Below are 14,009 nucleotides of genomic sequence, written 5' to 3'. Positions count from 1 at the left end.
GTAGCCCGATATCCGTTCCGGCACCCGACCGACGAGAGAAGCTCCACCGTGCGCGAAGTCCTCCTGCTCTGCTGGCGCGACTCCGGGCATCCGCAGGGCGGCGGCAGCGAGCGCTACCTCGAGCAGGTCGGCGCGCAACTGGCCGCGCGCGGGGTCAAGGTCACGCTGCGCACCGCCCGCTATCGCGGCGCGGCCCGGCGCGAGCGGATCGACGGCATCGACATCAGCCGCGGCGGCGGCCGCTACACCGTCTATCCGCGCGCGCTGGCCGCCATCGCGCTCGGCAGGCTCGGTCTCGGCCCACTGCGCGGGGTACGCCCCGACGCGGTGATCGACACCCAGAACGGCATCCCGTTCTTCGCCACCGCCGCCACCGCGGCGCCCTCGGTGGTGCTGGTGCACCACGGGCACCGCGAGCAGTGGCCGGTCGCTGGCAGGCTGGTGGGGCGGATCGGCTGGTGGATCGAATCCCGGCTCTCGCCGCGCGTGCATCGCGGCAACCAGTACCTGACCGTCTCGCTGCCCTCGGCCGAGGAGCTGGCCGCGCTCGGCGTCGAGCGCGAGCGCATCGCGGTGGTACGCAACGGCGCCGAACCGGTGCCCGCCGACGTGCCCACCGGTGCGGCGGTCACCCGTGCGCCCGAGCCGCGCGTCCTGGTGCTCTCACGGCTGGTTCCGCACAAGCAGATCGAGGACGCCCTGGCCGTCGCCGCCCGACTGCGGAGCCGCTTCCCCGGCCTGCGGCTGGACGTGGTCGGCGGCGGCTGGTGGGCCGACAACCTGCGCGCGACCGCCCGTGAGCTGGCCATCGACGACATCGTCACCTTCCACGGCCACGTCGACGAGCGCCGCAAACACGAGCTGCTGGCCCAGGCCTGGGTGCACGTGCTGCCCTCCCGCAAAGAGGGGTGGGGCCTGGCGGTCATCGAGGCCGCCCAGCACGGGGTGCCGACCGTCGGCTACCGCAGCTCGCGCGGACTCACCGACTCCATCGTCGACGGGGTCACCGGCACCCTGGTCGACGATGTCGCCCAGCTGACCGACGCGGTGGGTGAACTGCTCGCCGATGCGTCGACCCGGACGGTGATGGGGGAGAAGGCGCGGGCGCGAGCGCGCGAGTTCTCCTGGGAGCAGACCGGCAACGGCGTGTACGAGGTGCTGTCGGCCGTCGCGCGCGGCGAGCGTGTGTCCGGCCTCGTCGGCGGACCTGCTCAGGGGGAGTGACGGAGCGTCACCGGACGGCGACACCGGGCGGCGACGAGTAGCCCGCCGAGCAAGGCGCCCGCCCACGCCAGGTGCGCGAGACCGGCCCAGCGGCGTCGTCCGGCGCCGGCGTCGGTTCCGTTCGCCGCGCCCGGCACCCGGTAGAGCGCCAGATCGGCGTCGGCGTATACCGGTTCCAGGTCCGCCAGCGTGCGCGCCGACTCGCCCAGCGGTCCGGGGGTCCGCCGTTCCACCAGCACCCAGCCCACGCCCTGTGCGGCCAGCTCGGCCGGTGAACCACCGTGCAGGAGCAGCTGTTCCACCGTCCGCGCCCGCGTGCCCTCACCGGCGACGACCCGCCCGCGCACCGGCAGTTCCCCGGTCTGCAGCACATCGGCGGGCAGCATGCGCGGGGCCGGATCGAGCACCGGTGCCGGGCCGCTGTACTCGAACCGCCGGAACATGCCCGCGGGCAGCACCGCGACATCGGCGTCGCCGGTGACGGTCGCGGCCACCCGGGCCCAGCCGTCGGGATAACGCACCGGGCGCACCGCCCCGCCGACACCCCAGGCGAGATCGAACAGCGGCGCGACGAGCAGCACGACGAGGACCGTGGCGACGACCGCCGGACCGGGTTCGCGCGGGCCCGCCTGTTCGGTGGTCCCGTCGTCGGCGGCGGTGTTCCACCGGCGCAGGGCCGCGGCGATCGCCGTGCACCCCGCCGCCGCGCACAGGGTGTAGCCGGGCACGGCCAGCGCGACGTACTTCTGGGTATCGCGCAGCAGCCCGGCCCCGGGGACGTGGACGACCAGCCACTCGAGCACGCCCGTCCCCCAGCCGGTGGCGGCGAGCGCGGGCAGCACGACGGCTGCCGCCGCCAGGCCGAGCAGCGCGCGCCGCACGGCGGTGGCCGGATCGGGGTCGTGGGCCGCCTGCTGTGTGCCCGGTGCGCGCGTCGATGCCGCTACACCGCGCATCCCCGCGGCGACCAGAGCCAGCAAGATCAGGGTGCCGATCAGGGCGAGCGGTGTGGCGCGTGCGGCCGGGACCGCGTCGGCGTTCCAGATGCCGCCGAGGCCGGCCAGGCTGCCGAGCGTGCCGAGGCCGGGTTCCGCGCGGGCGGCGAAGGCCGCCACACCGGTGGGATCGGAAGGTTCGGCGCCCGCCCCGGACAGCAGCGTCGCCGCCAGCCAGGGTGCGGCGGTCAGCAGGATGGGCGGCAGCACCCACGGCAGCCGCCGCCACCCGATCGTCACGACCGCGACGAGCGCGGCGAGCAGCGCGCCGGTCGGGGTCAGGCCGGCCGCCGCGAGACACGCGGTCAGCGCGGCCCATCCGCCGATCGCCTCGCGCCGCGGCAGCGGTGCCGTCGATGCCGGTTCCGGCGCCGATGGGTGGGCACGCGAGGCGGCGCAGTGGATCCGGTAGGCGGCCAGCGCGGTCCACGGCAACGCCGCATAGCCGGTCAGCAGACTCCAGTGCCCTTGCAGAAGCCGTTCGGCGACATAGGGGTTCCACATCGCCACGGTGATCGCGACGAGTTGCGCGGCCGTCGGCGCCCGCAGCAGCTCCCGCGCCGCCACCGCCGCCCCGTAGCCCGCCGCCCACAGCGCCAGCACCAGGACCACCCGCACGACCGAGCCGCCGTCGACCACCGCCGACAGCGTCGCCACCGCCGCGTCCTGCGGCACCGCGCGCGGGGCCGCGTCGCCGAGCCCGAGCGCCGAATCGGTGAGATAGGACCGCGGCGTGCTCACCGCGTCTCGCAGCAGGAGGTACCCGGGTCCGAGCAGCGGCCCGGCGATCAGCAGCGCGAGTGCACCGCTGTAACCGGCGGTGACGAAACGCTGTCCGCGCGCGCTCGCCTGCCTGCCGTCGATCACGCAGCAGACCCTAGCCGGTGGCCGCTCACCGGTGCCGGCACCGGCCGTCCCGGAGCAGCGTTTCGGCGAGGCCACGTCGTCGGGCGAGGACACCGGGTGCGACCATTACCGAATGCCTGTCACGCGTCGTCCTCCGCTGGTCGCGGACCTGACGCTGGTGACGGCGGGGGCGATGACCGCCAACGTCGCCGGGTATCTGCTGCAACTGCTCGCCGGGCGCTGGCTGGGCGCCAGCGGGTACAGCGAGTTCGCCAGCCTGCTGGCCGTGCAACTGCTGTGCGCGGTGCCCGCGCTCGCGTTGCAGAACGTGGTGGCCCGCGAGTTCGTGCGCGGTGCCGAGGTCGCCGCGCTGCGGGCACTGCAATGGCGGTGCGCGGCAATTGTCGCGGTGGTGGCCGCGGCCCTGATACCGGTGGTGACGGCGGCGCTGGAGGTCGGTGCCCTCGCCTGCGCGGGCGCCCTGCTCGCGGCGCCGGTGCAGGTGCTGCTCACCGGGGAACAGGGAATCCTGCAGGGCGACCGGCGGTTCCGTGCGCTGGCGGTGGTGCTCGGCGCGGCGGGCATCGCGCGGGTGCTGCCCGCCGTCGTCGTGCTCGCCCTCGGCGCGGGCACCGCGCCCGCCCTGTGGGCCGCGGCGGCCGGCTTGACGGTCGCCGCCGCCCTCGCGCGGGTGCTCGCGGGCGACCCGGTTCCGCCGCTGGAACCCGACCGTGCCGAACCGGCCGACCACGCCGAGCAGTCCGGGCCGATCGCGGACCCGGCGGGCATTCCCCGCCCGGCGGGTCGGTCCGTCGGCGTCCTGCCGGTGTTGCGGGCCGCGCAGGTGCAGGCGGCGTTGATGGCGATGTCGTCGGCGGATCTGATCGTGGTGCGGATGGTGCTCGAGTCCGACGAGGCCGGGCGGTACGCGCTCGGCACGATGGCGACCAAGATCGCGTTCTGGCTGCCCGCCGCCGTCGGCGTGGTGCTGTATCCGCGGATGGCGCAGCCCGCGCATTCCGCGCGGGCGATTCGCGACGCGCTGGCGGTGCTGTCGGCGATCGGCGTGTGCGCGGTGCTCGGCGCGGCGCTGGCGGCGCCGCTCGCGTCGGTGTTCGCGGGTGCCGACTACGCACCGATCGAGGGGCTGCTGTGGGTGTTCGCGCTGCACGGCGCGATCCTGGCGGTGTTGCAGGGCGCGGTGCTGTCCGCCATCGCCGTCGACCGCACCGCCCCCGCAGCGTTGACCTGGCTGGGGCTCGCGGTGGAAGTCGCGCTCATGGCGCTGTTCGCCCGCTCGGTGCCCGCCCTCATCGGCACCGCCGTCTCCGTCGCGGCCGTCACGACGGTGTTCGCCGCTCTGGTCGTCCTCCGCACCGGCGACCGCGCGGTCGCCGACAGCCGCCTGCCGATCGGCTGACCCGCGATCCACCACAGGTTCGACGCAACGAAATCGGCTCCCCACCCGGACGGGTGAGGAGCCGATTCGGCGAACTCCGTGGATCAGAGGTTCTTCTTGATGTTGATCTGCTCGGTCGGCGCATCGTCTTCGCCGCGCCGCACCGCACCCGAGCCGGGGGCCGCCGCGGCGCCGCCGGTCGGAGCCGGACCGCGGGACGGACCGGCACCACCGCGCGGACCGAAGCCACCACCGGCCGGGGCCGGGTTCTTCGCACCGCGGATGCCCAGGAGCGCACCGGCGATCAGCGCGATCACACCGACGATGCCCAGGATGATCGGCACGACCCGGCCGAACAGCGACAGCGTGTCGATGTTGTCCTTGGCGATGGCGATCTGCGACTCGATGGTGTTCTCGTCGAAGACCAGGGTCGACTTCAGCGCGGTGACGTCCTCCTGCTGCGGGCTGCGGCCGTAGAACAGGTGCAGCTGCTCGCTGCCCTTGACGACGGTGCCGGTCTGCGGCTCGATCCACAGGTCACGGACGTTGGTGTAGTAGCGGGTCATGGTGACCGGGGTGTCACCGCCCTCGAGGCCCCACTTGGCGGCGGGCAGGGTCAGCCGGTTGGTCGGCGCCTGCACCACGTCCCACATGCTCGTGACCGGGACGGTCTGCTGGAAGTGGTAGACCTTCAGGTTGTTGATCTCGGTCTCTTCGATGAAGTTGGCGTCGAAGGTCGCGCGCGCGTTGAGATCGAAGTAGGGGTAGCTCTTCTTCTCGGTGCCGATCGGGAAGCGGTACTGCAGGCCGGTGTGCTGCACCGGATCGGCGATGCTCTCGCCCGCGGCGTTGGTGGTGACGGCGATCGAGCCGTTGGGCTCGGTGTCGACCGGCATGCCCGTCTTGCGGTCGATGGTGACGCGGTCGATGCTCGCGGTCAGCAGGCCGGTGTCGCCCTGCCGGTCGGTGCGGCGCAGCGTCTGACCCGCCTGGACCGTCATCTCGGTCGCGTTCGACGGCTCCTCGACGGTGAGGAACCGCTGGGAGATCAGCGGCACGTTCGAATCCACCTTCGCCGAGCCCTCGGGCGCGGTGAGCGACTTCGAGTCCAGCACAAGGCTGTCCTGGCCCTGCTGGCTGTTGGCGATGGTGGTGATCTCCAGGTCGAGAGGAGTCTTGGCCAGCTTGTCGACGGTGTAGGTCGGGATCAGCAGCGCCATGACGATCAACAATGCGCCGAGACCTACGAGCAGGCAGGCCACCGTCCTTCTGGTACCGGCACTCAGTGCCATGCAAACACTCCTCGTCGTAGAACACAGGTCATTCCGGCCAGTGTCGCGTGCCAACGGCAGCGACACTCGTGAGCCCCGACACTAACAGTCCGATCGCGTACGATGCGGTGCCGAGGCCGAATCCGGCCGGAAATCGCCCGAGTCTAGCGCGAAAACTGAAACCCCCGGTTCTCAACCCGCATGCTCGGACGGCCACACTGGAGCCCGATGACGATCACCCCTGCGGCCACGCGCCGTTTCCTCCCCGCCCTCGAAGGCATGCGCGGGCTGGCGGCGCTCGGTGTGGTGCTCACCCACGTGGCGTTCCAGACCGGTGCCGGGGGAACGCCGGTGCTCGGCCGCATCTGGGGCCGGTTCGACATGGCGGTGGCGGTGTTCTTCGCGCTCTCCGGTTTCCTGCTGTGGCGCCCGCACGCGGCCGCGGCCCGCGGGCTGGGGCGGGCCCCGTCGACCGGCTACTACCTGCGTCACCGCGCGGCGCGCATCCTGCCCGCCTACTGGGTGGTGGTGTGCGCGGTGCTGCTGCTGTTGCCCAACGCCGCCGACACCGCGGGCGCGCGGGTGTGGCTGTCGAATCTCGCGCTGCTCCAGGTGTTCGTCCCCTTGACACTGACCGACGGGCTGACCCAGATGTGGAGCCTGTCGGTGGAGGTGGCCTTCTATCTGGTGCTGCCGCTGCTGGCGCTGGCACTGGTCCGGTTGCGCGGACCGGCCGCCCGGTGGCGGGTACCCGCCGTGCTGGCGCTGGGCGTGCTCAGCCTGGGCTGGAACTTCCTGCCGATTCCCACCCCCGACGCCATCCACGCCGACAACTGGCTGCCCGGTTATCTGCCGTGGTTCGCCGGCGGCATGCTGCTGGCGGAACTGGCCGATCAATCCCCGGCCGGTTCGCGGGTGCGGCGCTGGGGCGGCAGCCGGGCGCTGATGTGGCCTCTGGCGCTGGTCGCCTTCCTGCTCGCGGCCACCGATCTGGCCGGGCCCGCCGGGCTGACCCGCGCCGAACCATGGCAGTACGCGGTGAAGATGGGGCTGGGGGCGATGATCGGCGGGTGCCTGATCGCCCCGCTGGTGCTCGGCGACCGTCCGCATCGCTGGCTCGAATCACCGCCGGCCGCGACCATCGGCCGCTGGTCCTACGGCATCTTCCTGTGGCATCTGGCGGTGCTGTCGATCGTGTTCCCGGTCTTCGGCATCCTGCCGTTCGCGGGCGATTTCGTCTGGGTGCTCGTCCTCACCGTCGCCCTGACCCTGCCCGTCGCCGCCGCGAGCTACGCGCTGGTCGAGGAACCCGCCCGGCAACTGGCCCGCCGCATGGACCGGCGGGCGCGCGACCGCGGCGAGCACCGCGAACCCGCCGCGCAAACGGCTGCCTCGCCCGACCCCGCCGCGGTCGGCGCCCCCTGACCGACCCGCGGCCCGCGCGGAGGCGGCCGGCGGCCGTTGGCGCTTCCTGCCCCGGTCGGCACCACGACGAATTCTCGTCCGGTACCCCCGCTGTCGCGCCGCTCACCGCCGTCGCGGGGGCAACGCCGCGAGTCCCACGGCGATCACCGCGATCAACGCCGGCAGCTGCACCCACAACGAGCCACCCATGTACCCGTCCGGCGACCGCCACGGCCCGGTCGAGAGCGCTGCCGCCGACACCGCGGTCCCGATGCCCGCGATCGCGGCCGGGGCGGGGATGCGGCGCGCACCGGCGAAGCGGGCGGCGAGCAGTCCGGCGACGGTCAGCGCCGCACCGGTCACGCCCGCGATGACGCCCGCGGCCGCGGTCAGCGCGACGACCGCGACCGCCCGACCCGACCACGGCCGCGGTGCGGGGTCGTGTTCGGCCGCGGCACGACGGCGGGGAATCGCCGACGCCGCCAACGGAATCAGCAACAGCAGACCGCCGAATATGCCCCACCGGTACCACCGGTCGACCGGGAACGAGACCGTCACCGGCCCGGTGGCATCGGCGGGCATCAACCACCCCTGCTGCCATCCGTCGACGACCACCGGTTCCAGCGCACGCCCGTCGGCGGTGTGCGCCTCCCAGCCGACGTTGGTGCTCAGCGGCAGCACCAGAAGCCGTGTGCCGCCGGGGTTCTCACGCGCGGGCAGTGGTCCGGTGCGCGTCAACCGCAGCCGGTCGACGCTGAACAACTCGCCCGGCGCCACGGTCACCTCGGCGGTACCGGCGGGCACCGGCAGGCTGGTCGAAACCTCGCCGAACACATCCGCTTCCGCGCACGGCCGCGCCGCCACCGGTGCGCCCGACCGCAATTCGGCCACGGTCGCGGTCACGGTGGTCCGCAGCACCCGGCCACCGAGCGCCACCGTGGGGCCGCTCTCGCACGGCACCGTCACGACCCGGTCGGGTCCTTCGGCGGGTGGGTGATCCGGCCCGAGCACCTCGATCTCGGCGACTCCGGGCGGCTGGGTCTGCGCGAAGCCGAGGGCGGTGCGGTCCAGCACCGGCCGCCAGCTCTGGATGCTCAGTTCGATGCGGTCGGTCACGGCGGGGTGCAGGTCGACGCGCGCGGGTACGCCCGGCTCGCGGTCCTCGTCGAGGGTGCGGACCTGCGGGCCGTTGCCGAGGTTCACCGACACCGCGGTCGGCTGGGCGGGCAGCCCGCCGAGCGAGGTGGTGATGTCCAGGCCGGTGACCAGCGCGGGTTCGGGCAGCTCGATGGTGAGCGTGGGTTTCGGGCCGGTGGCCTCGCGGACGGTGTCCTCCGGCGCGGTCCAGGTGGTGCGCGGGTCGCCGTCGGTGGCCGCGAACGCCGAGCCGCGCAGGTCGCCGACGTCGGCCTGACCGCGTGCGACCGGCCGCCCCGGCTCGGTGAGCAGGGCCTCCAGCGCGGGGCCCTGCCGGGTGCGCACCGTCAGCTCGGGCGTCACCGTCATCGGTTCCGGCACCGCGAGCATCCGGTCGAAGGCGCCCGGCTCCTCCGGCGAGAGCGCCAGGCCCTTGCTGCAGCGCACCCGGTCCGGGGCGTCGAAACAGCCGTTGCGGCCGGGGAATTCCTGGCCGAGGTCCCAGCCGAGCACCGTGCCGTCGGCCGGGGTGGGCGGCAGCACGGTGTGGTGACGGATCTGTACCGGCACGGGCGCGTCGCGCACGCTGTAGTCGTCGAGGGAGAGTTCGCTGATGCCGAACTGCCCTCCGCCGGTGCCGCCTTCGGTGCGGATGGCGGTGATGGTGAGCCATTCGGTGCGTCCGGCGGGCAGCGACAGCGAGACCGGCGCACCGGGTTCGGTGATCCGCGCGGACACGCTGCCGTTGGCGGTGCGCACCTCCACCCACTTGACAGGGTCGCCGATCGCGGCCGCGCTGGTGGTCAACCGCAGCAGGCCGTTGGTCACCGGCTTGTCGAGATCCAGCCGCAGCCACTGGCCGATCGCGATCTCGGTGCCGTTGCTGATCCACGCCGTCGCCGGGTCGCCGTCCACGGCGGCCGCGGTCGAACTGCCCGGCGCGGCGCCGCCGAGCTGGGTGGCGTCGGCGGCCGAGCTGGAGGCGGTGACGGTGGCGCCGCTCCATTCGCCCCGGACCGGTTCGGCGCCGGGCACCGGGTAGTCGGGGACCAGGTTGTGGGTGCGGCGGGCGTCGTCGGGCGCGCGCAGCGCGGAGTTGTGGTTGTCCACGCGGCCGAAATCGGCTTCCCGGTCCATCGGGGTGTCGGTCACGGTGACCGGCCCGACCGGAATCCCGGCGCGGGCGGCGTCGGCGGCCAGCAGCGCGGGCCCGGCCGGACTGCCGTCGCGGCGCAGCCGTTCCAGCACCTCGGGTCCGCCCTGCACGACCGGGACCGCGTCCAGCGGCACGGTGTAGGCGCCGAGGAAGGTCTCCGGCGCGCCGGTGCCCGCAACCACCTCGGCCGGGGCGAGGGCGGGGGAGCGCGGCGCCTGCACCCGGTAGATCTCCACGGCGGGGTAGGTGGGGCGCAGGTCTCCGTCGACGACCAGATCCTCGGCGACGGCCAGGTTCTCCACGGGCGCACCGAATTCGGCGACCTTGGTCAGTCCGGGTGAGCCCTCGATCGCCTGGTGCGCGAGCAGCGGCCGGGTCGAGCGCGAGGTCTCCGGGTCGAGGTCGTTGCGCAACACCAGCACGCCGATGCCCTGTCCGGCGAGCGTGGCGGCCAGCCCGGCCGAGGGGCGGCCGTCGGCGATGAGCCGCTGCACCGAGTCCATCGCGCGGATGGTGCCGGGGGGATTGAGCGGCACCGCGTCACGCACCGCCCAGGGGGTGCGCGCGAGCGCCTGCAACGGTTCGTCGCGCGTGAGGCCCCACACCTGGCTGCCGAACGGCGCACCGGGCACCACGAGCGCGCGGGTGTCGGCGGCATGGGCGGCCAGCCAGTCCGCGGTCTCGTGCCAGTAGGCGGGCACCTCGTCGTAGGCGCCGCGCGGGGCGAGCTTGCCGGTCCACGCCAGCGAGGTCGACAGCGCGAGCGCGGTCAGCACGAGCGCGGCCACCGCGACCAGCTTGTCGCGTTCGGGGTGGGCGAACGCGCCGAAGACCCGCGGCATCGGGGCCGAGGCGGGCAACGGCACCCGGGTCAGCAGGTGGGCCAGGCCGAGCACCAGCGGGATGCGGATGAGGGGTTCGAGCTTGTGGACGTTGCGCAGCGGCGCGCCGGTGGAATCGAGGAACACCCGGACCGATTCGGCGAACGGCCCGCTCAGCTCGCCGACGAAGCCCGCGCAGATGCCAACCAGCCCCACGAGCAGGATCAGGCTCAGCCGCCCCCGGTGCGGCATCGAGCGCATCGCCAGCCCGGCCATGCCCGCGGCCGCGATCAGCCCGGTCGCCAACACCGCCGCCGGCTGGGTGACCAGCACCGCGCCCGCGATGCGTTCGGGGGAGACGAACGGCGTCCAGCTGTCGGTGCCGCGCAGCACCTCCGCCAGCGACGCCCACTGCGTGGTGACACCGGAGGACTCGATGTAGTCCAGGAACGGCGGGCTGACGCGCCCGAGCAACAGCAGCGGCACCACCCACCACAGCGTCGCCAGCACCAGCAGCGGCACCCACGCGGCGGTGAACCGCCACCAGCGCCGATTCGGGCGGTAGGAGGCCCACCACAGCAGCGCGGGCAGGAAGGCCGCGACGGTGGCCACCGCGTTGACCGCGCCCATCAACGCCAACGCCAGCGCACTGCCCGCGGGCGACTCGGCGCCGCCCCGGCGGCGTCGGCGGTAGGCGTTGCCCAGCGCGGCGGGCGCGATCAGCACCCACGGCGCCAGCACCATCGGCAACGTCTCCGAGGAGATCGACCCCAGCGTGGTGAGCACGCGCGGGGACAGGGTGAACGCGACCGCCGCCACGATCCGCGACCCCCGGGTGCCGATGCCGAGCGTCTCGCACAGCCGCACGATGCCCCAGAATCCGGCGAGCAGCAGCAGCGCCCACCAGATGCGCTGGGTCACCCAGGCGGGCAGGCCGAGCAGATCACCGGCGGAGAAGAACGCGCCGTGCGGGAAGAAGTACCCGTAGGCCTGGTTCTGCACCTGACCCATCGGGGCCTGGCTGCTCCACAGGTGCGCGGCGCGGTCGAGAAAGCCCAGCGGATTCTGGGCCAGGTCGTACTTGGTGTCGGCGACCGTGAGACCGGGCGCCTGCAGGAAGGTGAGCAGGAACGCCGCGACCACGGTGCCTGCGAACCATCGTCTCCCGAGTGGCGCGGACTCGGGCCTGGCCCGGTCCGCGCCCGAGGTGCCGAGCGAGTCGGCGGATGAAGCGGAGGTCAGCGGATCAGCGGCTGCCGTATTCAACGCTGTTGAGCAGCGAGGAATCGGCGTCGCCACTGCGGTCGATCTCGGGGCGCGAGTTCTGCTGCACCGCCGCCGTGATGGCGAAGACCGCGATCACGCCCAGCACGGCGCCGGCAACCGCACTCGCAACACCAGGGACAGCAAACTTCATCGCGGCACTCCAATACATCGTGGCAGGCACATTCCGGGTCAACCTACCGCATGGCACCCGTCACAGGTGCGGAAGGTGAGGATGCGGTCTTTCAGTGCGTGGGCACCGCGCAGTCCAGCCCACCGAGGAAAGTGCGCAGTTTGGCGGTGGTCTCGTCCAGTTCGGCCTGCGGCTGCGAGGCCGCGACGATCCCGCCACCGGCGTAGGCGCGCAGCGAGCGCCCGTCGGCGGCGAGTTCGGCGCACCGGATGGCCACCACCCAGGTGCCGTCGCCGTCGGCGTCGCACCAGCCGACCGCACCGCCGTAGAACCCGCGGTCGCCCTCGACCCGGGTGATCGTCTCCAGCGCCGCCGCGGTCGGCGTCCCGCACACCGCGGGCGTCGGGTGCAGCAACACCGCCAGATCCAGCGCGGTCGGGGCGGGCTCGCGCAGGGTGCCGACGATGGGCGTGGCCAGATGCCACACGTCGTGGGTCTCCACCAGCCGCGGACCCTCGGGGATGCGCAGTTCCGTGCACAGCGGGGTGAGCACGTCGCGGATCCACTCGATGACGTAGGAGTGCTCCTCGCGGTTCTTCGCGCTGTCCAGCAACTCCGCGGCCTGCGCCGCGTCCGCGTCCGGGTCGGCGCGGCGCGGCGCCGTGCCCGCGAGCGGGTGCAGCGTCACCGTGCGTCCCTGCCTGGCCACCAGCAGCTCCGGCGAGGCCCCGATCAGGGTCGCCCCGGTGCGTCCGGCAGCGGTGAGGTCGACCGCGAACACGCTCGCGCCGGGATGCCGGGCGGCCAGCTGCGCGGCCACCGTCTCCGGTTCCAGCACGCCGTCGGCCTCGGCGAGCACCGAGCGCGCCGCCACCACCTTGCGCAACTCGGTGTCGGGATCGTCCAGCTGCTCCACGAGTTTCGCCACCCGCGCCAGATGCTCACCGGCACTGGGGAATTCGCTGACGACCTGCACCCGCTGCAGCGGCGGCAACGCGGCGGGCCGCCACGGACCGGCGGTGTGCACCTGCTCCGCGGGCGCGACCAGGGCCGCGGGCCGCGCCGGATCGAACGGCAACGCCCCCACCACGATCGCGGCGGCACCCGTCCGCAGCGCGGCGCGCGCGTCGTTCACCGCGTCGAACGCGGCGCGCACGCCCGACGCGCGCAGCACACCATCGGGCCGGGCCAGCAGGAAACCGTTCATGATTCCCGACCATAGCCCGGTCGACGCCGGAACTGTCGGGCTCGTGTCCGACACCACCACCGGCCCCGGGCATCCGCACGGCAACTCGCGATTGGCGTGCCTGTGCGGGGCCGCGCTCGACGTCGCGCACGTCGCCGCCGCCGGAGCACCCGGGGTGCGGTGGTTCGAGCGGGCGCCGAGGCCCTTGCAGCACCGGTGGTTCGCGCTGATGCGCCGCGCGGGGGCGACGGCACGGACCGGTCCGAGCGCCTTGCCCGGCGGGCCGTCGTCGGCCCCGGCCGTGATCAGGAGGTTGTCCCGGTCCGAACGGCCCCGACTACGGGTGAAGGTGTCTACACCCGGGTGGATTCGGGCACGGCGGGTTCGGCCGACACCACGACGGGCTCGTGTCTCGCGAGGACCACCGACGCTCCGATGGGCTCGGGCGTCGCGTCGGCCACCGGTTCGGTGACGATCTCGCGCTTCTCGACCACCGCGATCTCCGGGGACGGCACTGCCACACCCGCCCGGTCGGCGACGGACCCTGGCATCGCCGGGTTTCCGTGTGTCAGGGCGAGCGCGTAACTCCTCATACACATACCGGAACGCTAGGACCGTGAGCGCGGTCCACGCTTCTCCATTCCTGACCGATCGCAGTTCCTGCCACGACACTCGAGAGCGTTCAGCGCGCGGGTTCCTTCCCCGGCGGCACCATCAGCACGGGCCGATGGCAGTGCTTGAGCACCGCGTCGGCGACGCTGCTGTGCAACAGGGCGCGGATGCCGGTGGCCCCTCGGGTGCCCGCGACGATGATGTCGACGTCGAGTTCGTCGGCGCATTCCACGATGGCGTTCCAGATGGTGGTGGTGCATTCGACGGTGCGCGCCTCGGCGTTGAGCCCGGCCAGTTTCGCCAGGCGCACGCCCTCGGTGTTGATGGTGCGGGCGTCGACGTAGGCGACGTCCTCGAGTTCTTCGTCGGGCACCCAGTCCGGTTGCATCACCCCCGAGAGCCCGGAGAGCCGCGCGGCCTGCCGCACCATCGGCTCCCAGGCGGTGAGCACCACGGCGCGCTGCGCGGAGAGGAAGCGGCCGGCGTATTCGATGGCGCGTTTGGCGTTCTCGGAGCCGTCGTAGGCGATGAGCATCAGATCGCAGGGCACGTCCGACCTCCT

General features: G+C 73.4%; 10 protein-coding genes. 3 read left to right on the top strand and 7 right to left on the bottom strand.

The features are described 5' to 3' along the window. Window positions 1–48: 48 nt before the first annotated feature. On the top strand, window positions 49–1,224 hold the full coding sequence (locus tag CRM89_RS21240; protein ID WP_098085818.1) for a glycosyltransferase family 4 protein: 1,176 nt from the start codon (window positions 49–51) through the stop codon (window positions 1,222–1,224). On the opposite strand, the gene CRM89_RS21235 is transcribed toward CRM89_RS21240, so the two are convergent. Next, window positions 1,212–3,086: a hypothetical protein gene (locus CRM89_RS21235; RefSeq protein WP_371392013.1), complete on the bottom strand. Its 1,875-nt coding sequence runs from the start codon at window positions 3,084–3,086 to the stop codon at window positions 1,212–1,214. The genes CRM89_RS21240 and CRM89_RS21235 overlap by 13 nt on opposite strands. Window positions 3,087–3,198: 112 nt before the next feature. Between CRM89_RS21235 and CRM89_RS21230 the strand changes: the two genes are divergently transcribed. Beyond that, window positions 3,199–4,485: a polysaccharide biosynthesis protein gene (locus CRM89_RS21230; protein WP_098087073.1), complete on the top strand. Its 1,287-nt coding sequence runs from the start codon at window positions 3,199–3,201 to the stop codon at window positions 4,483–4,485. A gap of 83 nt (window positions 4,486–4,568) precedes the next feature. Here CRM89_RS21230 and CRM89_RS21225 read toward each other — a convergent pair whose 3' ends face one another. Next, window positions 4,569–5,756, bottom strand: a complete 1,188-nt coding sequence (locus tag CRM89_RS21225) for a DUF3068 domain-containing protein (RefSeq protein ID WP_041560493.1) — start codon at window positions 5,754–5,756, stop codon at window positions 4,569–4,571. Window positions 5,757–5,963: 207 nt separating this feature from the next. Between CRM89_RS21225 and CRM89_RS21220 the strand changes: the two genes are divergently transcribed. After that, the gene (locus CRM89_RS21220; RefSeq protein WP_098085816.1) at window positions 5,964–7,160 is read left to right on the top strand and encodes an acyltransferase; all 1,197 of its coding nucleotides are present in this window, start codon (window positions 5,964–5,966) and stop codon (window positions 7,158–7,160) included. A gap of 102 nt (window positions 7,161–7,262) precedes the next feature. On the opposite strand, the gene CRM89_RS21215 is transcribed toward CRM89_RS21220, so the two are convergent. From CRM89_RS21215 to CRM89_RS21200, 5 genes are all read right to left on the bottom strand, one after another. Further along, on the bottom strand, window positions 7,263–11,495 hold the full coding sequence (locus CRM89_RS21215; protein WP_195039588.1) for an alpha-(1->3)-arabinofuranosyltransferase: 4,233 nt from the start codon (window positions 11,493–11,495) through the stop codon (window positions 7,263–7,265). A 4-nt stretch (window positions 11,496–11,499) separates the two neighbouring features. Further along, window positions 11,500–11,670, bottom strand: a complete 171-nt coding sequence (locus tag CRM89_RS21210; protein WP_011212003.1) for a DUF2613 domain-containing protein — start codon at window positions 11,668–11,670, stop codon at window positions 11,500–11,502. A 91-nt stretch (window positions 11,671–11,761) separates the two neighbouring features. Beyond that, complete coding sequence (locus CRM89_RS21205; RefSeq protein ID WP_060594013.1) at window positions 11,762–12,856, bottom strand: isochorismate synthase MenF; 1,095 nt, start codon at window positions 12,854–12,856, stop codon at window positions 11,762–11,764. Between the two features lie 332 nt (window positions 12,857–13,188). Next, window positions 13,189–13,386, bottom strand: coding sequence for a hypothetical protein (locus CRM89_RS30515; RefSeq protein ID WP_086840542.1), 198 nt, complete (start codon window positions 13,384–13,386; stop codon window positions 13,189–13,191). A 131-nt stretch (window positions 13,387–13,517) separates the two neighbouring features. Then, entirely contained in the window at window positions 13,518–13,997 is a 480-nt protein-coding gene (locus tag CRM89_RS21200) for a universal stress protein (RefSeq protein ID WP_011212000.1), read from the bottom strand. Between the last annotated feature and the right edge of the window lie 12 nt (window positions 13,998–14,009).

The sequence above is a fragment of the Nocardia sp. FDAARGOS_372 genome (assembly GCF_002554515.1).
Classification (GTDB): Bacteria; Actinomycetota; Actinomycetes; order Mycobacteriales; family Mycobacteriaceae; genus Nocardia; species Nocardia farcinica.
This window is presented reverse-complemented; position numbering and strand designations above follow the sequence as displayed.